The sequence below is a fragment of the Myxococcales bacterium genome (assembly GCA_016720545.1).
Classification (GTDB): Bacteria; Myxococcota_A; Polyangia; order Polyangiales; family Polyangiaceae; genus JAAFHV01.
In genome coordinates, this window is record JADKKK010000007.1 from 239,570 (window position 1) to 262,270 (window position 22,701).

The 22,701-nt window shown below is 71.7% G+C and carries 18 protein-coding genes and 1 pseudogene; 9 read left to right on the forward strand and 10 right to left on the reverse strand.

All coding sequences use genetic code 11. The annotated features are described in order from the left end of the window. Position 1: 1 nt before the first annotated feature. Positions 2-1,201: an efflux RND transporter periplasmic adaptor subunit gene (locus IPQ09_16790; protein MBL0195849.1), complete on the reverse strand. Its 1,200-nt coding sequence runs from the start codon at positions 1,199-1,201 to the stop codon at positions 2-4. Further along, entirely contained in the window at positions 1,198-2,430 is a 1,233-nt protein-coding gene (locus tag IPQ09_16795) for a TolC family protein (GenBank protein ID MBL0195850.1), read from the reverse strand. Before IPQ09_16795 ends, IPQ09_16790 begins: the two co-directional genes overlap by 4 nt. A gap of 121 nt (positions 2,431-2,551) precedes the next feature. Between IPQ09_16795 and IPQ09_16800 the strand changes: the two genes are divergently transcribed. After that, entirely contained in the window at positions 2,552-3,133 is a 582-nt protein-coding gene (locus tag IPQ09_16800; GenBank protein ID MBL0195851.1) for a sigma-70 family RNA polymerase sigma factor, read from the forward strand. A 67-nt stretch (positions 3,134-3,200) separates the two neighbouring features. Further along, positions 3,201-4,115 (forward strand): cation transporter, encoded by a 915-nt coding sequence (locus IPQ09_16805; GenBank protein MBL0195852.1) that lies wholly within the window; start codon positions 3,201-3,203, stop codon positions 4,113-4,115. Between the two features lie 335 nt (positions 4,116-4,450). On the opposite strand, the gene IPQ09_16810 is transcribed toward IPQ09_16805, so the two are convergent. The 6 genes and pseudogenes from IPQ09_16810 to IPQ09_16835 form a co-directional block, all read right to left on the reverse strand. Continuing rightward, positions 4,451-7,165, reverse strand: a complete 2,715-nt coding sequence (locus tag IPQ09_16810; protein ID MBL0195853.1) for a glucosidase — start codon at positions 7,163-7,165, stop codon at positions 4,451-4,453. Positions 7,166-7,182: 17 nt separating this feature from the next. Then, entirely contained in the window at positions 7,183-8,067 is an 885-nt protein-coding gene (locus IPQ09_16815) for an ROK family protein (protein MBL0195854.1), read from the reverse strand. A 116-nt stretch (positions 8,068-8,183) separates the two neighbouring features. Then, positions 8,184-8,882 (reverse strand): TSUP family transporter, encoded by a 699-nt coding sequence (locus tag IPQ09_16820; protein ID MBL0195855.1) that lies wholly within the window; start codon positions 8,880-8,882, stop codon positions 8,184-8,186. Between the two features lie 226 nt (positions 8,883-9,108). Next, a pseudogene (locus IPQ09_16825) lies at positions 9,109-11,796 on the reverse strand (TIGR03960 family B12-binding radical SAM protein). A gap of 108 nt (positions 11,797-11,904) precedes the next feature. Then, entirely contained in the window at positions 11,905-12,660 is a 756-nt protein-coding gene (gene rnc, locus IPQ09_16830; GenBank protein ID MBL0195856.1) for a ribonuclease III, read from the reverse strand. Beyond that, complete coding sequence (locus IPQ09_16835) at positions 12,657-12,959, reverse strand: 4a-hydroxytetrahydrobiopterin dehydratase (GenBank protein MBL0195857.1); 303 nt, start codon at positions 12,957-12,959, stop codon at positions 12,657-12,659. Before IPQ09_16835 ends, rnc begins: the two co-directional genes overlap by 4 nt. Before the next feature lie 220 nt (positions 12,960-13,179). Between IPQ09_16835 and IPQ09_16840 the strand changes: the two genes are divergently transcribed. Beyond that, on the forward strand, positions 13,180-13,773 hold the full coding sequence (locus IPQ09_16840; protein ID MBL0195858.1) for a hypothetical protein: 594 nt from the start codon (positions 13,180-13,182) through the stop codon (positions 13,771-13,773). 100 nt (positions 13,774-13,873) lie between these two features. Next, a complete protein-coding gene (locus IPQ09_16845; GenBank protein MBL0195859.1) occupies positions 13,874-14,740 on the forward strand; it encodes a hypothetical protein in 867 nt (288 codons plus the stop codon). A 34-nt stretch (positions 14,741-14,774) separates the two neighbouring features. Here the strand turns inward: IPQ09_16845 and IPQ09_16850 are convergent, their stop codons facing one another. Then, positions 14,775-15,431 carry a YkgJ family cysteine cluster protein gene (locus tag IPQ09_16850; GenBank protein ID MBL0195860.1) on the reverse strand — a complete coding sequence of 219 codons (657 nt, stop codon included), beginning with the start codon at positions 15,429-15,431 and terminating at the stop codon, positions 14,775-14,777. A gap of 84 nt (positions 15,432-15,515) precedes the next feature. Between IPQ09_16850 and IPQ09_16855 the strand changes: the two genes are divergently transcribed. After that, positions 15,516-16,838, forward strand: coding sequence for an MFS transporter (locus IPQ09_16855; protein ID MBL0195861.1), 1,323 nt, complete (start codon positions 15,516-15,518; stop codon positions 16,836-16,838). Positions 16,839-16,863: 25 nt separating this feature from the next. On the opposite strand, the gene IPQ09_16860 is transcribed toward IPQ09_16855, so the two are convergent. Then, on the reverse strand, positions 16,864-17,463 hold the full coding sequence (locus IPQ09_16860) for a hypothetical protein (protein MBL0195862.1): 600 nt from the start codon (positions 17,461-17,463) through the stop codon (positions 16,864-16,866). Between the two features lie 187 nt (positions 17,464-17,650). Here IPQ09_16860 and IPQ09_16865 point away from each other — a divergent pair, with 187 nt between their 5' ends. The 4 genes from IPQ09_16865 (at position 17,651) to IPQ09_16880 (ending at position 22,692) form a co-directional block, all read left to right on the forward strand. Continuing rightward, complete coding sequence (locus IPQ09_16865) at positions 17,651-20,071, forward strand: TonB-dependent receptor (protein ID MBL0195863.1); 2,421 nt, start codon at positions 17,651-17,653, stop codon at positions 20,069-20,071. Between the two features lie 41 nt (positions 20,072-20,112). Further along, positions 20,113-20,937 (forward strand): hypothetical protein, encoded by an 825-nt coding sequence (locus tag IPQ09_16870; GenBank protein ID MBL0195864.1) that lies wholly within the window; start codon positions 20,113-20,115, stop codon positions 20,935-20,937. 56 nt (positions 20,938-20,993) lie between these two features. Next, positions 20,994-21,860 carry a hypothetical protein gene (locus IPQ09_16875; GenBank protein MBL0195865.1) on the forward strand — a complete coding sequence of 289 codons (867 nt, stop codon included), beginning with the start codon at positions 20,994-20,996 and terminating at the stop codon, positions 21,858-21,860. 157 nt (positions 21,861-22,017) lie between these two features. After that, positions 22,018-22,692 (forward strand): TetR/AcrR family transcriptional regulator, encoded by a 675-nt coding sequence (locus tag IPQ09_16880; GenBank protein ID MBL0195866.1) that lies wholly within the window; start codon positions 22,018-22,020, stop codon positions 22,690-22,692. Positions 22,693-22,701: the final 9 nt, after the last annotated feature.

The window sequence follows — 22,701 nt, forward strand, 5'->3', positions numbered from 1 at the left end:
CTCAGTCGTCCTCCGCGATGGCGGCCTTTAGCAGCACGCTCTTTAGGGTAAACGCCCCGGCCACGACGACCGCCTCGCCTTCCCGAAGGCCCGCGATCACTTGCACTCTTCCCGGGGCAGAAGCGCCGAGCGTGACGTCATGGCGCGTGAACGTGTCCACCCTCTCCTCGACGAAGACCACACTCTGTCCGCCGACCTCCACCACGGCGGAGCGAGGCACGACGAGCACGGGCTCTGTAGCGGCGGGATCGGGCATAGCCACGCTTCCCTTCCCGAAGAGGCCGAGGCGCAAGAGGCCATTCGGGTTCTCAAGGCGAATGCGCGCGACCACGGTGCGCGCGCTGGGGTCCACCCTCTGGCCAATGGCCTCCACAGCGCCCAAGAACGGTGACAGTGGATACGCGTTGAGCACGACCTCGGCGCGTGCTCCGACGACGAGGGACGAGAGATCCTGTTCGAAGACGCGGCCCAGGAACCACACCTGGCCCATGTCGGTGATTTGGCCGAGCACCTGGTCTGGCGAGACCGGCTGTCCGACGACCGCGTCGCGCGAGACGACCGAGCCCGAGATCGGCGCGCGGAGCGCCAGGAGCACGCCGCCCTCTGCGCCCCCCGCCCCGAGACCGGCGAGCTCGAGGCTGAGCGCGCGCGACTCCGCGTCCCGTGCGTCGGCGTCTGCTCTTGCGTCGAGGTACGATTGTTCGGACGTCAGCTTTGCCTCGAACAGCCCCTTGAGTCGCGTTTCGTTTGCGCGTGCTGCCTTCGCGCGTGCCGTCGACGAAGCGAGGGCGCCACGCACGCGCCCGAGGTCCGGGACACGGAGCTCTGCGAGCACGTCGCCCTTTTTCACGAGCGCGCCTTCTCGCATCGCCACGCGCTCGAGGCGCCCCGCGATGGGCGACGAGACCTTGGCCGTCCGGTCGGGGTCAGCCACGATCTCGCCCGCGAGCGAGAGGCTCTTCGCGAGGGTCTCTCTCTTGGCGGGCTCGGAGCGCACGCCAGCGCGCGTGCGCGGCTCGGCGTCGAGCTTCACCACCTTGGGGAGCTCGGCGTGCTCGGCCTCGCCGCCGTCCTCGACCTTCTCCCTTCCTTCGGTCTTCTCGGTCGGCGCCCTTTGCGTCTTGCATGCCGACGAGAGCACGACTGCGAGCCCGCAGGCGAGGATCCCGATGCGGCGCGCGGCGAGCGTGTCGCGCCTCAAGGATTCCCTCGTTCGAGTGCGATGCCGCGCAGGGCTGCGAGGCGCACCGACGCGACGCAGGCCGAGCGCTTCGAGGCGACGCGCTGAACGAGGAGGTCGGCGAGGGCGTCCTGAGCGACGAACGCGTCCCTGGCTTGTAGGCGCCCCTTCTCCACCTCGTTGGCGAGCCTCGCGAGGCTCGCTTCCACGCGCGCCGCGCGAGCGTCGTCGACGACGGTGCTCGCATGAAGGAGCGCCGTGGCCTCGGCCTCGAAGGCGTCCGCTTCGCGCGCGAGCGCGACTCGCATGCCCTGTGCCTCGGTGCGCGTCCTCTCGGCCTCCGCCCGTGCGTGCGCGATCTCGCTCGATCGCGACTGCCCGAGGGGCTCCGGGAGCGGGATGGGGAGCGCGAGACCGGCACCGATCACGCGCTCACGGAAGCCATCGCTCTGCGCGAAGACCGACACGGTCACGTTCGGGATCCTCGATCGCGCGAGGACGGTGGCTTGAGCGTCGAGCGCTTCAGCCTCTTTCGTCAACGCGGCGATCCGTGGCGACGTCTCGTTGCGCGACGGGACCGCGAGCGGGCGGAGAGTACCATCGACCGCCGGGCTGCCGCTCGCACCGACGAGCCGAGCGAGGCGCACCTCGGCGGCGGCGAGCCGGCCTTCGACGACGATGCGTGCCTGCGTGCGCTTCGCGGCTTGCACCTCGCCCACGTCGGCGTCCACCTCGGCGACCGCGCCGGCCTTCGCCTGCGCGCGCGCGGTGTCGGCGACGCGGATCGCGAGGACCTCCACGCGGCGAAGCAGCGCGGTCTCTTCGCGGGCCGCGAGCACCTCGAAGTAGGCTGTCAGCGCCTCCGCGGCCACGTCGCGGGCCGTGGCGCCTCGCTGCGCCTCGCTCGCGAGGACGCGCGCTTCGGCCTCGCGCGAGCGCGCGCCCCGCTGCCCGCCGATCTCGATCTCTTGGCCAAGCTGACCGTACGCGTTGAACGCGGAGTCGCCCGTCGAGCGTCGCCCCGCGAGGGACAACGCGAGGGTCGGGTTGGAGGGAAGAAGCACCCTGGCGCGCTCGGCGTCGGCGCGGCGGGCGATCGTGGAGAGCGCCGCGGCGCGTACGGGGAGGCTCGCAGAGACCGCGCACGGGGCGACGTTGTCTCGCGTAATCGTGTTGCAAGAAGGCTCGGCCCGGGCTCCCCTCGGGAGAAGGAGGGAAGCGAGGATCGCGCCTCGAACGAGCAGCTTCATGGGAGACCTGTCGGGGGGCCGTTACGAGGAGCGTGGTCGTTGCCGTGACGCTCGACTTCGCGGAATCTTACCAACAATGTGATAATTCACTATCTGTTGAAGTGTGCTAGCCTCGCTCGAAATGTGGATCGAACCGGGCTCCAACACACCCGCGGTGCGCGTGAGCGAGGCTTGGGCTCGAGAGCGCGCGCGCCTGCTCCGGCGGGCGAAGCGCGCGGTCGGCTCGATCGCGGACGCGGAAGACGTTGTGCAGGACGCGGTCCTTGCCGCGATCCGGCGAGCCGGAGCCCTCCGCGACGAAGGGCGCCTCTCCGCGTGGGTGGGGCGCATCGTGGACCGGAAGGCCATCGACGCGACGCGCGCGCGAGCGCGGCAGGCTAGGGGGAGGGTCGACATCCCCACGGATCACCTGGCCACTCCGCTCGTTGTCGCGACGCCGTGCTTCTGCGTGCGCGCCCAGGCGAGTCGACTCCGGCCGCACCACGCTGAGGTGCTTCGGCGGATCGACGAGCGCGGAGAACGTCTCGCCGTCGTCGCGACCGAGCTTGGCCTCACCACCAACGCGCTCACGGTTCGGCTCTTCCGTGCCCGTAGCGAGCTTCGGGACAGGATGAAGCGTCACTGCGGAACCACGAGCGCTCGCTCGTGCGACGACTGCGGGTGTGCGGAGCGCGAGTGCTGCGTGGCGGGCGACGAGGGGTGATTTCTCCGGCCACGCCGGGGCTCGCAGACCGATGGGGCCGGAATCTTCGCGATCGACTGAGGTGCACATGGCTCATGACCACGACCACCCCCACGAACCCGGCGCCGAGAGCTACGGGCGCGCCTTCGCGATCGGAATCTCCGTGAACGTAGCCTTCGTCGTCGTCGAGGCGGCCTTCGGGATCGCCGCCGGCTCCGTCGCCCTCGTCGCGGACGCGGCCCACAACCTGAGCGACGTTCTCGGGCTCGCGCTCGCATGGGCGGCCCTCGCGCTTGCCCGGCGGAAGCCCACGGCGCAGCGCACGTACGGCCTGCGGAAGACGACCGTCCTCGCGGCCCTCGGCAACGCCGTCCTTCTCGTCGTGGCCGTCGGCGGCGTCGCATGGGAGGCGATCGGCAGGCTCCGGCACCCGGCGCCCGTCGAGGGAGGCGCGCTCATGGCCGTCGCGGCGGTGGGGGTCGTCATCAACGGGGTGTCGGCGATGTTGTTCGCGAAGGGCCGAAAGAGTGACGCGAACGTTCGAGGGGCCTTCCTGCACCTCGCCGCGGACGCCGCCGTCTCGCTCGGTGTCGTCGTGACGGGGGCGATCATGCTGCGGACGCGCTGGACATGGCTCGACCCTCTCGTGAGCCTCCTTGTCTCCGGCGTCATCCTCGTGGGCACATGGGGCCTCTTCAAGAAGTCGCTGAACCTGGCGCTGGACGCGGTGCCCGATGGGATCGACGCGGAGAAGGTCCAACTCTACCTCGCGAGTCTGCCCGGCGTGCTCGAGGTCCACGACCTTCACATCTGGGCGATGAGCACCACCGAGACCGCTCTCACGGCGCACCTCGTCATGGCGACGAACACGTGCGAGCCGCGCTTTCTCGGCGACGTCGGGGCTGCCTTGCGCAACCGGTTCGAGATCGATCACTCGACCCTGCAGGTCGAGCCTCGCGAGGCGCCCAATCCTTGTCGGCAGGGCGCGCCGGGAGCTCTGTGAAGGCGAGCGCGCGTCCGACCACGCCGAGCTGGGCAGTCGGGCCGAACGACGAACGCACCACGCTGCGCGAGCGCTCCTGTTCCTCCGGCTCGGCGCGACCGGCCCGCGCGCACGTCGCGATGATGCAGGACGAAGTGGCGACCGGTCGCAATTGGCTCACCGAAGAGCGCTGCTCCTCGGGGCGACGAACCTCATCCCGGGCCCGAATTCGACCGGGATGGCGACTCACATCGCCTGGGAGCGCCGCCGCTGGGCCGGCCGAGCTTCAAGTCGTCTCCTGTGACGCTCGCATTCCATACAACAGCGTCGCGCGCTCAGCGCCCGGCGCCCGCCCCTCAGCGCCCGAGGGCGTGCACTGCGAGGGCCGTCCACCCGGTCTGGTGCGCGGCGCCCACGCCCCGGCCGGTGTCGCCGTCGAAGTACTCGTGGAACAGCGGGAGATCGCCGAACACGGGGTGCGGGGGCATGGAGGGGCGCGCGCCGTCGGGGCCGCGCCGGAAGAGGCCCGCCACGCGTCGCGACAGGAACGTCGCCACGTCGCGCAGGTTCATGAGGTGCCCGGAGCCGGTGGGGCACTCGACCTTGAGCGAGTCGCCGTAGAAGTAGTGGTAGCGGTCGAGCGCCTCGATGAGGAGGTGATTGACCGGCAGCCACACCGGACCTCGCCAGTTGGAGTTTCCGCCGAACATGCCGGAGTCGCTGTCGCCGGGCACATAGGCGATGCGGCGGATCTCCCCGCCGAGCGCGACCTCGTACGGGTGGGCGTGCGCCTTCGACAGCGACCGCACGCCGTGCGGCGAGAGCAGCTCCTCTTCGTCGAGCACATAGCGGAGCACGCGTACGAGCCTGTCGGCCGGGGGAATGGCCAAGAGCCGCTGCACGCTGCCGTCGGGCTGGGTGCGGCGGGTCACGAAGCGCCCAAGATCGGGGCGGTTGTCGAGGAACCACTTCATGCGCTTGGAGAAGCCCGGCAGCGCCTCGAGCACGTCGACGTCGATCGCGAGCACCGCGAAGAGCGGGATGATGCCGACCATCGAGCGCACGCGGAGCGGGATCGACGTGTTCCCCACCGTCGCTTGGTCGTAGTAGAAGCCGTCCTCTTCGTTCCAGAGCCCCGTCCCCCCGAGCTCGTTCATCGCCTCGGCGATCGCGACGAAGTGCTCGAAGAACTTGCTGGCGAGGTCCTCGTAGGCCGGATCGCTCGCGGCGAGCTCGACGGCCATCCCCAGCATGGTGGTGCAATAGAACGCCATCCACGCGGTGCCGTCGGCCTGCTCGACGTGGCCGCCGCCGGGGACCGGGTTGCTGCGGTCGAAGAGGCCAATGTTGTCGAGCCCCAGGAACCCGCCGGAGAACAGGTTGTTGCCGCCCTCGTCTTTCCGGTTCACCCACCAGGTGAAGTTCATGAGCAGCTTCTGGAAGACGTGGGCGAGGAAGCGCTTGTCGCGCTTCCCGCGAGGGGCGCTGAGCTTGTACACGCGCCACGCCGCCCAGGCGTGCACCGGCGGGTTCACGTCCGACAGGTTCCACTCGTACGCAGGCAGCTGCCCGTTCGGATGCATGTACCATTCACGCAAGAAGAGCTCGAGCTGCCCCTTGGCGAAGTCGGGGTCGATCGTGGCGAGTGGTAACATGTGGAACGCCAGGTCCCACGCCGCGTACCAGGGGTATTCCCATTTGTCGGGCACGCTGATGATGTCGCGGTTGTAGAGGTGGTGGGAAAACTCCCGATTGCGCGCGCGCGCGGCCCGCCGTGGCGGCGGCGGCGGCTGCGACGGATCGCCCTCGAGCCACTCCTTGATCGCGTAGTGGTAAAACTGCTTGGTCCACAAGAGGCCGGCCCACGCGTGGCGCGCGATCGTGCGGTCTTCTTCCGACCAGGTGGCGCCGGTCTTCGTGGCGTAGAAGGCGTCGGCCTCCGCGATTCGCTCCGCGAACACGGCGTCGATCGCGGCCGCGCGCTCCTCGGGGCTCGCGGAGGGGCGGGCGCCCTCGGCCACTTGATCGACGAGGGGCTGCCAGGTGCTCTCGTCGCAGAGCCGCACCCGCACCACGGCCCGGCCGCCGGGGGGCAGCCTCATGACGAAGTGCGCCGCCGCCTTCGTGCCGGACTCGTCCGCCGACGTCGCGTCGTAGCGTCCGTGCACCACCGCGTCGTGGAACGCGTCCTTCACCGAGGCGCGCTCGTTCGGCACGCCGTACAGCCGCTCGCGGTTGGTCTCGTTGTGGGTGAAGAGGAAGGGCGCGGGCTGCGCGCTCGGCCGCCCGCCTTGCTCGAGGGGCTCGACCTCGAGGACGTACGGGCCGAGCGCGTCGGACACGGCCCGGAGGGTGCGCCGTCCCGCTCTGGAGATGGTGGGCTCGTGGCCGTAGCCCTCGCCCGAGCGACCCCAGCCCCACACGTTGCGAAACCACAGCGTGGGCAAGACGTGGAGCTCGGCCGCCTCGGGGCCGCGGTTCTCGACCGTAAAGCGCCCGAGAAGATCGTCGGGGCCGCGCTTCGCGTACTCGAACGTCACGTCGAAATAGCGATCTTCGTCGAAGACCCCGAGGTGCTCGAGATCGATCTCGGAGGCGTCGCGGCCGCGACCGCGGCTCCGCTGGACGAGCTCTTCGTACGGGAACTCCGCCTGCGGATACTTGTAGAGCGCCTTCGCGTACGAGTGGGTGGGCGTCGCGTCGAGGTGAAAGTAAAGTTCCTTTACGTCTTCCCCATGATTGCCCTCTTCGTTGGTGAGTCCGAACAGGCGCTCCTTGAGGATGGGGTCCTTGCCGTTCCACAGGGCGAGCGACAGGCACATTCGGCATTGCCGATCGGTGAGCCCGAAGAGCCCGTCTTCCCCCCAGCGATACACGCGGCTGCGCGCGTGGGCGTGGGGGAAGTGCCTCCAAGCGTCGCCGTCCTCCGAGTAGTCCTCCCGGACCGTGCCCCACTGGCGGTCGGCGAGGTAGGTGCCCCAGCGCTTCCAGTTCTTCTTTCGGAGCAGGTCCTCGAGGAGGCGCTCGGACTCGGGGTCGCGCCGAGCGGCCGCGGGGCGCTCCGCGCTCACGCCGCTCACGTCACCGCTCACGGGCCCCCCGCGAGGGCTCGCTCGAGGGCGGCGGCGCCGATGAGGCCGGCGTCGTCCCCGAGGGTGGCGCGCGCGAGCTCCACGCGCATGGCGGGCGGCCCCTCCGCGTCGAGGTGCGCGCGGATCGCGGGGTGCAGGAGGTCGTCGTTCAGGCCGAGGCCGCCCCCGATCACCACGATCTCGGGGCTGAACGCGAACGCGACGTCGCGCACGCCGATCGCAGCTGCGGTGCAGATCTCGCCCAGCACGGCGAGCGCCGCGGCGTCGTTCGCCCGTGCCCGCTCCACCACCTCGCGCCCCGTGAGCGCGAGGCCGTGCGCCTCTGCGACCCGCGCGAGGGCCCTCCCCGACGCGAGCTGCTCGAAGGTCGACGGCTCGCCGCGTGCGTGGGCGCCGCGATCGATCACCATGTGGCCCACCTCCGCGAGCGAGCGCCGCCCCACGAGGAGCCGGCGGCCGAGGAGCACCCCGCCGCCCACCCCCGTGGACAGGGTCACGTAGGCGACGTCGGAGAACCCTCTCCCGGCGCCGAAATACGCCTCGCCCACCGCGGCGAGGTCGGCGTCGTTCACGAGCCGCACCGGCACGCCGATGGCCGCGCCGAGGGCTGCCTCGGTGAGGTGCGGCGCCCACGAGGGCGGCAGGTTGGGCGCGCGGTCCAGCCGACCTTCTCGATGATCGACGCGGCCAGGCACGCCCACGATCGCGCGCGCGGGGCGCGACCCGTGCCGCACGAGCTCCCGCATGAGATCGACGAGCCCCGCCGGCTCCGCGTCGGCCACGGGGGTGGGGCGCACGTCGCGATGAAGGAGGGCGCCGTCTTCGTCGAGCACTGCGCCGCGCATCCGAGTCCCGCCGAGATCCACCGAGAGAACGCTCATGGCGGAAGCGTAACATCTCAGGGTGCAAGTTTCGGTTCGCGCGCACCCGCGCCCGCGGGCTGACTCGTGGCGCCCCGTCGCCGGCGCGATGGCGACTCGTGACGGCGACGCGAGCGCTACCCCTTCACGACGTCGCGGAGGAGCTTGGCGACGACGGCGAGCACCACGCAGACGACGACGCGCCGCACGAGCCTCTCGCCGCCCTTCAGCGCGAGGCGCGCGCCGACGTTTGCCCCGAGAGCGTTCGCGATCGCCATGGGCAAGGCCACGCGCCAGAGGATCGCGCCGCGGGCCGCGAAGAGGCCGAACGCCGCGAGGTTCGACGCGAGGTTCACGATCTTCGCGTTGCCCGAGGCCCGCACGAGCGGCTCCTGAAAGAGCACGACGTTCGCGACGATGAGCATGCTGCCAACCCCGGGGCCGAAGAAGCCGTCGTAGGCGCCGAGCCCGAGCGACACCGCCACGAGCGCCACGGTGGGGTGGCGCGGCGTGAGCTTCGGGAGGCGGTCGCGCGGCACGAGCGCGACGGCGAGCGCCGTCAAGAGGAGCACGATGACGAGCGGCCGCAGCGGCTCCGGGCGCCGCGTGACGAGCAGGAGCGCGCCGAGCAGCGAGCCCACGAACCCCGCCGCGAACGCGACCTTCACGCGCTCGGGCGCCACCGCGCCGTGGCGCCCGAACGACGCCGCGCTCGAGACCGCGCCGAACACCGCCTGCCCCTTGTTCGTGGCGAGCGCGACCCGCGGGTCGAGCCCCGCTGCCAGCAGCGCGGGCACCGTGATGAGGCCGCCGCCGCCGCCGATCGCGTCGACCATGCCCGCCACGAACGCCGCCGCCGCGAGGCCTAGGGTGAGGGGGAGCGAGACGTCGCTCACGGATCGCTCACGTCTCGAGCGCGGTGGGCGCGGCGGGCGCGCCGAGCGGCTCGCGCGCCGGCGGGGCCTTCCGGAAGCGCTCGAGCTCCAGTGGGGAGACGAGCGCGCCGTCGATGAGGCCGCCCATCGCCGCGCGCACGACGGCGTACGGCGTGTCGCGCGCGCCCTCGCCGAGCAGCACCTCGGCGACCTCGTGCGCCTTCACGGCGCCCGCGTTCGTGATCGCGACGTCCACGAGCACCGTGACGAGCGAGCCGCCGAGCCCCGCGCGCGCGACGATGGGCCCGGCGGAGGGGTCTTCGACGCGGAGCCCCGTGAGGAAGCGCTTCACGTCGATCCATTTGCCTATCCCCTCGATCTTGCGCAGGATTTTCTGCTCCTCGGCCGCGATCACGTGGGCCGCGCGCGCGCGCAGGAAGTCGACGCCGCCGGGCAGGGTGGCGGTGGGGAACGCGAGCACGTAGCGCGCCGCCGCGATGAGCTTGTTCACCCCCGCGTCGTTCGGCCCGAGCACCCGCACCCCAGTGAAGCGGAGCCCGTCCTGCGACACGGCCGAGAGCCGCTCGGCCAGCGTGGCCTCGTCGACGTCGCACGTGAGCTTCAGGTCGAGGTACTCGTCGAGGCTGTACACGCCGAGCGAGAGCGCGGGGCCGAACACCATGTCGGGCTTCGGGTGAAAGCCGGACGAGTAGAACATCGGCACGTCGATGCGACGAAACGCGCGCGGGATGGCGCGCACGAGATCGAGGTGCGAGAGGAACGCGCTCGGCCCGAGCTTCTCGTAGGCGAAGCGCACGCGCCGGCCCTCGCCCTGCACGATGCGCGGCGGCGGCTTGCGGCCCTTCGGCACCTTCGCGCGGATCGCGGCCACCTCGGCCTCGGTGCGCGAGCGGCGCTTCTCGGCGCCGAGCCGCGAGAGGAGCACGAGGCGCTCCTCGCGCATCGCCGACAGATCGCACGCGACGCCGCAGTCGTAGCAGACGAGCTTGCGCGGGTCGGCCTTCGCGTCTTCCAGGTTCGTGTGGTGGATGAACATCCCGGCGGCCTTGCCGCACGGCACCGACAGGCGGCTCTTCAGCGCCTTTCGGTACTCACGCGCGAGGAAGCCCTCCTCCAAGCCCACGTCGATGTGGTCCCAGGGGAGGCGCGCGCTCGTGGGGATCGTGCCGAGGAAGAGCCCCGGGTCCACGCCCTCGGCGCGGAAGGCCTCCTCCCAGAGGTCGAGCCGGAGCTGGTCTTCCCACGAGTCGAAGCGCGCGCCGAGGCGGTACGCCCGCTCGAGCACCGCGCCGAGGCGCCGATCGCCACGCGCGAACACGCCCTCGAGCCACGACGTCTCGCTGTCGTGCATGCGCAGATCGACGCCCGTGCCCCGCACCTCGGAGCGCAGCCACTCCTGCTTCTGGCGCACCGTGTCGGGCGCGTCCATCGCGCAGTATTGGAACGGCGTGTGCGGCTTCGGCACGTGCGTCGACACGCTCACGGTCACCTTCGGCGCGCCGAACTTCCCGCGCGCCTTCCAGAGTCGCTTGCCGGTGTCGTGGGTGCGCGCCCCGACGCGCACGATCTCGCGGACGTCGTCCTCCTGCTCGGTGGGCAGGCCGATCATGAAGTAGAGCTTCATGCTCGCGTAGTTGCGCGAGAAGATGCGCTCGGCCGTGGTCTGCAGCTGCTCCTCCGTGACGTTCTTGTTCACCACGTCGCGCATGCGCTGGCTGCCCGCCTCGGGCGCGAACGTGACGCCCTGCGCGCGCACGCGCGTCATGTCGTCGAGCACGTCCTCCTCGAGGCCATACGCGCGCAGCGACGAGACCCCGAGCGCCACCTTCTCGGGCGCGAGCCGATCGGCGACCTTCTTGATGAGCGGCGCGATGCACGAGTAGTCGGCGGTCGAGAGCGAGGTGAGGCTCGCCTCGTCGTAGCCCGACTTCTTCACCGCAGAGGCCACGGTCTCGACGATCTGGTCGGGGTCTCGCTCGCGCACTGGGCGGTAGATCATCCCGGCTTGGCAGAAGCGACAGCCCTCCGTGCAGCCGCGCGCGATCTCGATCGACATGCGATCGAAGATGGCCTCGGGACCGCCCACGGGGCCGTCGTCGGGGAAGGGGAAGCGGTTCAGGTCGTCCACGAGAGAACGCACGATCGGGAAGGGGAGGGTCGGGTCGGTGGGCGCCGCCACCACGAGCGCACCCGTCTCGGCGCAGGTCTCCACCGCGTAGAGGGAAGGCACGTAAACGCCCTGCAGCCCGGCGAGCGCCCGGAGGCGATCCGTGCGAGATACACCTTTCTTGCGGAGGTCGGTCCACAGCAGCGCCACCTCGGTCGCGCGCTCCTCCCCGTCCCCGATGACGATCGCGTCCATGAACGGCGCGATGGGCTCGGGGTGCGTGGCCGAAGGGCCGCCGGCGAGCACGAGCGGATGGTCCTCTCCCCGATCGGCGGCGCGCAGCGGCACGCCCCCGAGGTCGAGCATCGTGAGGATGTTCGAGTAGGTGAGCTCGAACTGCAGGGAGAAGCCGATCACGTCGAACTCGGAGAGCGCGTGCGCGGTCTCGAGCGACACGAGCGGGAGCCCCCGCGCGCGGAGCTCGTCTTGCATGTCGACCCACGGCGCGAAGCACCGTTCGGCGAGGATCCGCGGGTGATCGTTGAGGATTTTGTAGAGGATCTTGAAGCCGAGGTGGCTCATCCCGATGTCGTAGACGTCGGGGAACGCGAGGCAGACGCGCGCGTCGGTCGCGTCGAAGTCCTTCACGCGCGCGCCGAGCTCGCCGCCGAGGTAGCGCGCGGGCTTCTGGACGCGGTGGACGAAGTCGGCGTACGGGTGGCGGTGCAGACCGGGCATAGGGCGCACGTTCTAGCCCGAAACCGCGAAAACTCACGCGGGTTAGCCATCGCCTTCGGGTCGCCGGCAGGTAGCTCGTCCGTGGCGGATGCGTCGCGCGAGCGAGGCGGTTGCCGCTCAGGGCTCCTTCGTGTCGTCGCGTCGCAGGAGCGCGTCGGACGCGGCGGCTCGCTCGGCCAGCCGCTTCGAGCGCCCCTCGCCCGAGCCGAGGACCTCGTCGCCGACGAGCACCTCCACGACGAACACCGGCTCGTGCTCGAGCCCGCTCGAGCCGCGCACCCGGTACGAGGGGCTCGGTCGGCCCTCGGCCTGCACGAGCTCCTGCAGCGCGCTCTTCGGATCACGATCGTGGAGCGACGCCCCGCTCGACACGCGCTCGGCGACGACGTCCCGGACGAGCGCGCGCGCCCCGGCGAGGCCCGCGGCCTCGTACACGCACGCGACGAGCGCCTCGACGGCGTCGGCGAGCACGTTGGTCTGCTTGCGCTCGGTGCCGAGGTGCGCCCCTTTGCCGAGCGCGATCGCGTCGCCGAGGTCGATGGCGCGCGCCCACGCGGCGAGGGCCTCGGCGTTCACGAGGGCCGCGCGCATGCGCGTGAGCATGCCCTCGTCGGCCTCGGGGTTCTCCTCGGCCAGCACCTCGCTCACGCACAGGCCGAGCACGGCGTCGCCCAAGAACTCGAGGCGCTGGTTGTCGGGCAGGCCGGGCACCTCGTTCGAGTAGCTCGGGTGCGTGAGGGCCTCGTCGAACCGGGACAGCTCCGACGCGCCGCTCAGCTCGACGAGCCGCGCGTGGAGGCGCGCTCGGGCCTCGTCGAGGCGCTGGCGATCCTTGCGGCTCGCGCTCGGGGCGGGGCGCGCGGCGCGGCTCATGCGCGGTAGGCGGCGTCGGCCGCCTCGGCGCCGTCGAAATCGAGCTGGGTGAGACCCGGCGGCTCGTGCGTGGAGAACCTCACCGTCGCGAGCCCCCACCGGAGCGCGAGCTCGGGGTGGTGGTCGGTGCGCTCCGCGAACAGGCCTACACGCACGACGAAGGCGAGCGCGCTGGCAAAATCGGCGAACGAGTACGCGCGCACGAGGCCCTCGGCGGGGCCGGCGTCGCGCTCCCAGCCGGGGTGGGTCGCGAGCCAGGCGGAGACGACCTCGGCGTCGAGGCGGGGCGGGCGGAGCATGCGGCGACTCTGCGATGGGTCGCGCGCGCCGACAACCGCAAACGTGCCCGCGCGTGGCCGCGCGTGGCCGTCGTCGCCCGCCTGGGCGACCCCCTCGCGTGAAAGCTCGGGCGCCCGGGAACCTTTTCCGCGACCGCGTGTCGCAAGGTTGGCGGAGGTTCGGATGGCCATTGGATATGCTCCTCGCGTGTCGCTCCTTGCATGCCCCTTCTGTCGCGAGATGTTCGAAGACGGCGAGGCCACGGCCTGTCCCCTCTGCGGGATGGCGCTGAAGCCCTTCGACAAGCTCCCGCCCTCCCTCGACGCGCACCAGGAAGACGGCGGCGTGCCCGCGCTCCCCGAGAGCGAGACCCTGCCGTGGACCTCCCTCGGGCGAGGCAAGGGTGTGCTGCTCGCCCTCGCGCTCGTGGGGCTCCCGCTGTTCTTCCTGCCGTGGATTCACCTCCGGCTCCCGTACGAGCAAGACCTCTCGGCCTTCGACCTCTCGCGCCACAGGCTGGGCTGGCTCTGGGCCGTGGCCGTCGCGTGGACCGTGCTCATCCCCACCGTGCTCAGCCGGCGCACCATCGTGCAGATGCGCGGCGCCCGCATCGCGGCGGCTTTTCTTGCGGCTATCCCAGCGATAAGTGCGGGTATTTTGCTCGCGAAGCCGCCGCACGGGGCGTTCTTCAAGGTGCAGTTCGCGTTCGGCCTGCCGCTCTACGCGACCCTCGCCCTCTCGCTCATCGGCGTCGTGGCAGCGCTCCGGTTCGGCGGCGCCCGGGACGACATCAAGGTGTCGAAGGGCTCGTCGCGCGGGCAGACGCTCCACTGACGACCCGCGTCGTCGCGCGTCCCTCGCGCTGCGTGCGCCGCGTGCGCTCAGGCGATTCGCGGTGGCGGGCTCCCGTGCATGGAGACAGACTCCTTAGAACGTGAGCGAGAACGTGAGCGCGACGCGAAGCACGCGCGGTCCGCCCCAGCCGGCGGACCCTGCGCCCGAGCGGCAGTCGGTCGACCCGCTCGACGGCGTCGACGTGCCCGCGGCGGTCTTGTGCGCGCGCTGCGGCCTCTCCGAGTGTGGCGGTTCGTGCCTCGATCCCCGCGCGTCCGGCGTCTTCGCGCGGGTCGCGTGGGAGCACGCCGAGTGGCCCTGGCATCGCCGCCTCTTCGCGACGGCGCGGGCCTCCACGCTCGACTGCGAGGTGCTGTTCGCGAGCTTGCCCGACGGGCCCGTGGGGCCCGCGCTCACCTTCGCGCTCACCGCGGAGCTGTTCGCGGCGCTCGGTCTCTTGGGGGTGCTCGGGGTGCCGCTCTGCGCGCTGTTCCCCGACGTCGCGCGCGCGTGCTTGTTCGACCCCGCGCTCCGCGGGCCCGTGCTCCGCGCGCTGGCCGTGGGTGTGCCAGGGCTCGCGGTGCTCCTCTCGCTCGCGCACGTGCTCCACGGGCTGTCGATCGATCTGGGCGGCCGGCGCGACACCGGCCTCGACCCCGCCTCGCGCCCAAGCCGCACGCTCGCCCTGCGCTTCGGGCTCTACGCGGCCGGGTGGGATCTCATGATAGGTCCCGTGGGCGCGGTGCTCCTCGCGCTCACCGTCGGCCCGCGCGCGATGATCCGCGGGCTCGCGACCGTCTCGGGGCTGCCCACGCGCGCCACCCTCGCGTTCTTGAAGGGCGCCTACCACCTCGAGGGCGAGCCGGCCCGTCGTGCGCTGCTCGTGTCTTACTGGGGCGCGGGGATCGCGACGGTGCTCGCGGCCGCGGCCGTGGTCGGCGCGGTGGTGGCCGCGCTCACGGTCTGACAGGGGCCGCCGCTCACGCGCGGATCGGGCCAGGTCAATCGGGCCAGGGCCACTCCCCCTCGGGGGCGAGGCCGTCGAAGATCTCGAGCTCGTACTCGCGGGCCGACACGCAGCACTCGCTCGCCACCGGGAACACCGAGCACGCCGCGGGCCGGAGCTCGTAGATGCGGCACTTGTTGTCGCGCCGCAGGTGGTGGCAGCGCCCGTTGTCCTTCAGCGTGAGGACGATCCGGCCGTTCTTGCGCTTCGACCATGGCTTCTTCAAGAGGTCGGCGCGCCCGCCGGCGCGCAGCTTCGCGACGTCGTCTTCGTCCAGCACGACCTCGTTGTCGCGGCAGCACGCGCCGCACGCGAGGCAGTCGAAGTCGACCTCGCGGGTCGCCTCGGGGTGAATCGAGTCGCGCTCGGCGCGCCGCCGCACGATGTGGAGCGCGTCGTCCGGCACCTTTACGGTGGCCAGCCCCGCGAACGGCCCGGTCTTGCGCACGGTCCACCGCTCGAGGCCGAGGTCGTACATCGACCACGCGCCCAAATCGGTGAAGTCGCCGCGCTTCGGCGCGCGCACCACAAGGCGAGCCTTGCCCTCGGTCTCCCAGACCACCGCGTGGCCGCCCTCGCGGGCGAACGCGGCCGCCGCTGCGGCGAAGCGCGCACTGAACCTGCGGACCACACTGCGGACGACCCGTGCCATGCCGGCGGTCTACCCCAGTTCTCCGCCGGCGCGGGCCGAAACTGCGCCAGCGACCCCGCGAGACCCGTGCTACGAGCCGAGTCGATGAGCGCGCTCACCGCTGCCGGCCCGGGCGTGAAGGCCCTCGTGCCCTTCCCGCGGGTGTTCTGGGTGGCGATCGGCCTCGAGGTGCTCGAGCGCCTCGCGTTTTACGGCGTCTACATCAACCTCGGCGTCTACCTCACGCAGACCGTGGGCCTCTCGGACAAGGAGAACGGTGCGCTCCTCGGGCTGTTCGCGCTCGTGCGCGCGTGGCTCCCCGTGGGCACGGGCGCGCTCGCCGACAGGCTCGGGTTTCGTCGCGCGCTGCTGCTCTCGTTCGCCTTCTACGTGCTCGCGTACGCCGCGCTGTTCGCCTTCCCGTCGCGCGTGGGGGCCTGGAGCGCGGTGTTCGGCATGGCGTTCGCGGGAGCGTTCCTCAAGCCCGTCATCCCCGGCGCCGTGCGCCGCTACGCGCCCGCGGGCCGCGAGACCCAGGGCTTCTCCATCTTCTACGCGTCGGTGAACGCGGGCAGCGTCGTGGGGAAGATCTTGACCAAGATCGTGCGCACCCTCGTGTCGCTCCGCGCGAGCATGGTGAACTCGGTCGTCGCCTGCGTGGTGGGCTTCGCGGTCGCGTTCCTCGCGTTCTTCGAGCCGGCGATCGGTGCGCCGCGCGCCAAGGCCGCCGAGGCGCAGGGGGAGGCCGTGACGCCGCCTCGGAAGCCGGCCGCGGCGTTCTTGCCGAGCCTGGGGGCGGCGCTGACCGACCGCCGGCTCGTGATCTTTCTTGTCGTCGTGAGCGGCTACTACCTGCTCATCGAGCAGTTCTACCAGACGTTCCCTGTGTACATCGTGCGCGTGTTCGGCGAGAAGGCGCCGCGCGAAGAGATCACCCTCATCAACCCGCTGTCGATCGCGCTCCTCCAGGTGTTCGTGGGCCGCGTCACGAAGCGCCTGCCCGCCGTGCCGGCCATGGCGTTCGGCGTCTTGGTGGGCGCGCTGTCGATGGCGCTCATGGGCGCCGTGCCCACGCTCCTCGGCGCCGCAGGCAGCTTCTTCGTCTTCGCCTTGGCCGAGATGATCTACTCGCCGCGCTACTACGAGTACGTCTCGTCGTTCGCGCCGAAGGGGCGCGAGGGCCTCTACATGGGGCTCGGGCTGGTCCCGTTTGGTGTGGGCGGGCTCGTCGGCGGCGTGCTCTCGGGCCGCCTCATCGCGGCGCACCTGCCCAAGGTGGGGCCCGCGCAGCCGCTCCGGGTGTGGGGCACGTACGCGGTCATCGGCGTGGTCTGCGCCGCGGCGCTCGCGGTCTACGCGGTGGTGTTCCCGCCGCCGCCCAAGCCCGTGGTGCAGGGCGCCGAGGCCGAGCCCGACAAGCCCAGCTGAGCGCGCTCAGCGACCTGCGCGCGCGTCAGAGCACGCCCGCCGGCGCCGTGGCGCGGCGCTTTCGCCAAAGGTTGAAGAGGCCGAGCGGCAAGAGCGGGAGCGCGGCGGCGGCGAACACGGTGGCCACCGCGCAGCCGACGGCCGCCCCCGCCGCGAAGAGCGCCCTGTCGCCGAGGGTGGGCGCGCGGTCCCGCACCCGCGCCGCGCGGGCGTCGGCGACGCGCTCCTCGAGCACCTCCTCGTAGACCTCCCCGTAGAACGTGCGCGACCCGCGCCCGCGCACGAACGCCCGGAACACCCGTGACGGCGCGACCAGCGCCCCGAGGCCCATTCCGCTCAGGTTGATGACCCACGCGGCGTAGAAGTCGCCGCAGCCGGCGCCGATCTCCCAGGCCGAGATCGTGAGCTCGCCGACGGTGTCCGTCGGGTACCCGGTGACGAGGTGGTGCAGATCGTGGAACCGCACGGCCCGCTTGCGGCCCTCGGTGTTGGGGAACGGGAAGGGCAGCGGCCCGAGGGAGAAGTCGACCCACGCGTCGCCGTAGCCGCCGTCGGCCCCGAAGCCGTTGTCCGCGAAGTAGCCCGCCAGCGCGGCCCGAAGGGTGATGTCTCGCTCGCCTTCCATCGTCGACCTCCAGATCGAGCTGTAGGGTCTCGGTGAGCGTAGTCAATGACTGCAGTCAGTATTTTGTGCGATCGACGAAGGCCTGGACGCGCCTCGCGCGGCCGGCGGCGTGCTCCTCGAGCGGCGGGGGGCACGTGGAGGGGGCGTTCGTAGCGAGAAAGTAGAAAATCGTGCTACGACCCGGAGGATGAAGCGCGGGGCGATCCTGTCGGTGGCTCTCGCGTCGCTCGCGTCGCTCGCGTCGCTCGCCCCCGCCCCCGCGTTCGCCCATGAGCTCGAGCCGCCGGTCGTCGTCTCGCGCGCCGCGGGCGAGTGGCCGCACGCGCCCGATCACCACGACGTCGTCGTGCCGGTGATCCTGGTGGTCAGCGCGGAGGGGAAGGTGATCTCCGCCGAGGTCGAGGCGCCCGTCTCGCCGGAGATCGATCGCGCCGCGCTCGCGGCGGCCGCGCGCTCCGTGTGGAAGCCCGCCACGCGCGACGGCAAGCCCGTGGCGGCGAAGGTGCGCGACGTCGTGCGGTTCCAGGGCCTCGCGCGAGCGGTCCCGGTCGGTCCTGCGGTGTCGCCGGTCCCGCCTCCAGCTACGCCGCCTGCGGTCGCGCTTGCGGGCGCGCCCCCGAGCGTCCCCGCCGCTGTGCGCGTCGAGGGGCGGGCCGGGGCGCGCTCGGCCTCCGAGGTCGTGCGCGGCCGGGACGTCCTCGGCGCCGCGCCGCACCGGACCGCGAGCGATCTGCTCAACGTGGTGCCGGGCGTCTTCGTCACCCAGCACAGCGGCGAAGGGAAGGCCCACCAGATCTTCATGCGCGGCTTCGACGCCGTCCACGGGCAAGATGTCGAGCTCTGGGTCGGCGGCATCCCGGTGAACGAGGTGTCGAACATCCATGGGCAGGGCTACGCCGATCTTCATTTCGTCCCGCCGGAGGTGGTGAAGGAGGTCGTCGCGCAGGGGGGCACGTACGATCCGCGGCAGGGCGATTTTGCGGTCGCGGGCTCGATGCGAATGAAGCTCGGCTACGCGGAGCCAGGTGTCCACGCGCGCGGCACGATAGGGTCCTTCGGCTCTCGGCGGCTCTTGCTCGTGTACCGTCCCCAAGAGGCCTCGGACGAGACCTTCGCGTCCTTCGAGGAGTACACGACCGACGGCTTCGGTCCGAACCGCGCGGCGCGCCGGGGGTCGCTCGTCGCCCAAGCCACCCACGACTTCGACGCGGGCTTCTCGCTCCGCGCGCTCTTCACGACCTACGCGGGGCGCTTCGACTCGGCCGGGGTCGTCCCGCAGCGCGAGGTGGAGGCGGGGCGGCTCGATCGCTACGCGACGCTCGACGCGAAGCAGGGGGGCCGCTCGACGCGGACGCACCTGCTCGTCGATCTCCACCGCGACGAGGGCGCGGGGCGCTTCCAGATCGCCCCGTTCGTTGCCTTTCGTGGCCTGTCGCTGCGCCAGAACTTCACCGGGTACCTGACTGACTCGCTGCGCGGCGGCCGCGACACGCTCGACTCGGACAACACCGAGCAGCTCCAAGACTCCGTCATGCTGGGCGGCACGGGCTCGTACCGCAGGACGGTGGCGATTCTGTCGAGCGACGACGCGCTCGAGGCCGGCGTCTACGGTCGCCACGATCGCATCGAGCAGTCGCAGCGGCGCCTGGCCGAGGTCGACGATCGGGTGACCGAGACCCCCGTCGACGCCCGCGTCGCGGCCACAAACGTCGCGGGGTACGTGGACGCCCAGCTCCGCCCCACCCCCAAGCTCGTCGTGCGCGGCGGGCTCCGCGTCGACGCGCTCGCCTATTCCGTGGAAGACCGCGCCGGGACGCCCGGCCCTACCCGCGCGTCGCAGTCGTCGAACCTCGGGAAGAAGGTCACGTTCGACTACGCGGCGGCGCGCGGCCTCCACGTGCTCGCGAGCTACGGCGACGGGTTCCGCTCTCCGCAGGCGCGCGGCCTCGCGAATGGCCAAAACGCGCCCTTCGCCAAGGTCACGAGCCTCGAGCTCGGCGCCCGCTGGACACACGGCCGCGCGCTCTCCGCCTCGGCGGCGGCGTACACCACCGAGCTGTCCGACGACCTCGTGTTCGACCCCGTCACGGCGCGCAACGAGGCCGTGCCCGGCACGCGCAGGGTAGGCGGCACCGTGGAGCTGCTCGCGCGCGCTGGGCAGGTCCTCGTGCTCGCCGGGAGCGCGACGTACACGCGCGCGGCGTTCGTCGCGTCCTCGGTCGACTACGCGGCCGGCGATCTCCTCCCGTACGTCCCGCAGCTCGTCGTCCGCAGCGACGTACGCCTCGAGCATCGCCTGGCCACGTGGCGCGCTCGCGACCTCGTGGGGCGCGTGGGCGTGGGGCTCGACGGCGTGATTCGACGCCCGCTCCCCTACGGCGAGATCGGCCAGAACGTGGTGCTCACCGACGCGACCGCGGGCCTCCGCTTTCGCGAGGTCGAGCTCTCCATCGACGCGACCAATTTGCTCGGTCAAGCGTATTACGACGGTCAGTTCGTGTTCGCCTCGAACTTCGCGCGGAGCGCGAGCCCGTCGCGCATCGCCGAGCGCCACGTGACCGCGGGGCCGCCCCGCGCGATCTACGCGAGCCTCACGCTTCACCTGTGACTGTGTCATTTATGTGTAACCCACACGGATCGCCCACGCGTATGACCTCGCCCTCGATCCTTCGCAACGTGCCTCGTCGCGCGCTGGCGGCGCTGGCGGCGCTCGCGCTCGCCGCCAGCGGCTGCGGCGACGCGGCTCCCGACACGACCACGGGCCGGCGGGTCGCCCTGGAGGTGCGGGTCGTCGGCGCCCCGAAGACCTTCGTCACGAAGCAGGGGTGGGAGGTGTCCCTCACGAAGGCCCTGATCGCCACAGGTCCGCTCTACTTCTTCGACGGCGAGACCTTGTTCGCGGGCGCGACGGCGCGGGCGCGACCGCCGTCCGTCGACCCGCTCGCGTGGCTCCTCGGCGAGCGCGTCGCGCACGCCCACCCTGGGCACTACGTGGCCGGCGCGGCGCGCGGGGAGCTGCTCCCCGCGTCGAGCGTCGATCTCCTCGCGGCCGACACCCCCCTCGGCGAAGGCCGGGGCCTCTCGGGCCTCGTTCGGAGCGCCACGATGTCGTTCGCCTCGCCGCCTTCGGGCGCTCTCGCGGGTGAGCTCGGGGGACACGTCATCGTGCTCGAGGGGACGGCCAAGAAGGGCGGCGAGGCCCGCGCCTTCCGCGCCGAGGTGGACGCGGCGGACCTGCTCGACGCGAGCGGGAGGCTGCAGATCGAAGGCTGTCCGTTCAAGGAGGTCGATCTCCAGTCGGACGGCCGCGTCACCCTCTCGGTCCAGATCGCGGCGTGGTTCGCCGAGGTGGAGCTCGAGCTCGTGCCGCCGGGCCCCGCGTCGAAGCTCGCCGACGTCCCGCGCGCCGAGCTCGTGCGGAGCATCAAGGGCGCCGATCGCTACCGGTTCGCGTTCGAGCCCAAGCCCAAGTGAGAGCACGAATTTTATTTTCGTGACACGACCGTGCTACGAACGATAACGATCGTGGCATGCATACGACGAAGCACCGCACGACGATCTCGCTGGTCCTCTGCGCGGTCGCCGCCTTGGTCAGCTGCTCCTCGGGCGCCGGGGTGGGGAACGTGACGTTCACCACCTGGGGCGAGGAGTACATCGAGGCCGGCATCCCGGCCTCCGAGCTCGAGGACGGCTGGTCGGTGAAGTACTCCACGTTCCTCGTCGTCCTCGGTGGGGTGAAGGTCGCCGACGGCGCCGGCGTGGTCGGCGGGGAAATGACCGGCACGAAGCTCTTCAACCACGTCGCGCCGCAGCCCAAGGCCGTGTTCGAGGCGTCGGGGCTCGCCGCGCAGCCTTGGCCCAAGGTCTCCTACCAGCTCGTCCCCGCGTCCTCCGCCACGGCGCTCGGGGCGGGCGCGACCGAATCCGACAAGGCGGCGATGGTGGCGGGCGGCCTCGGGCTCTACGTCGAGGGCAAGGCCACGAAGGGCGCCGAGAGCCGGTCGTTCAAGTGGGGCTTCGCCGCGAAGACCCTGTTCGACGCCTGCAAGGGGGAGGTCTCCGGCAAAGAGGTCGACGGCGCCAACGTGACGAACGGAGGCACCGACTCGATCGAGCTCACCATCCATGGCGATCACCTCTTCTACGACGACCTCCAGTCGCCCTCCGCCAAGCTGCGCTTCCAGAACCTCGCCGACGCGGACGCGGACAAGAACGGCGAGATCACCCTGGCCGAGCTCGAGGCGACCAAGCTCGCGCGGCTCCCGAAGGAGAATGGCCCCTACGGCACCGGCTCGGCCGCGGACATCGTCGACCTCAAGGCGTACGTGACCGCGCTCACGCGGACCGTGGGGCACTTCCGCGGCGAGGGCGAGTGCCTCACGCGCCCGATCCCTTGAGCGGGCTTGAGCGGGCTTGAGCGTGGCGCCTGCCTTGAACCGCGGCCGGTGCCCAAGGCGGCGACCGCGGCCCCGTCGAGTCTGCTCGGGAGCGGCAGGGCTCGCTGAGCGTAGTCAATGACCGAGTTCACCCTTCCATCTCGCGTAGAGTGGTGAGGTGCGCCAGCAACGCAAAGACGAGACGGCGGAGCGCGTGCGCCGCGCCGCCTGGGAGCTCTTTTCGGACGTGGGGTACGCGGCGACGACCACGAAGGCCATCGCGGAGCGCGCGGGGGTGGCCGCCGGCACGGTCTTCGTCCACGCGACCGACAAGGCCGACCTGCTGCGCGCGGTGGTGTACGCCGAGCTCGAGGCGCGGGTCGACGAGCTCGCGGGCGGCGTGGGCGACGGCGCCTTGGTCGACGAGTGGATGCGCATGTTCTCGCGCCTGCTCGGCTTCTACGCGCAGCACCGCCGCGTCGCCGAGGCGTTCCTCTCGGTCTCGATGTCGCCCTCGCTCGAGGCGAAACACTCCGCCTACGGCCTCGAGGTCACCACGCGCTTCGTCGGCGTGCTCGCCGGCCTCGTCGAGCGCGCGAAGGGGCGCGGCGAGGTGCGGCGCGACGTGGGCTCCGTGCTCGCGGCGCACGCCGCGTTCGCGCTCTACTTCTCGGTGCTGACCGCGTGGCTTCAGGGGTTCGCCTCGATCGACGGCGCGTCGGCGTCGCTCCGCGATCTGCTCGAGCTGCTCGTGCGCGGGCTAGGGCCCGGCGTGGGAGAGCCCGCGCCGCCCGCGCCCCTTGCGCGCGTCGCCCGCCCCCGCCGCGCGAAGGGGCCGCGCCGTCGAGCGTGAGCGCCGCGC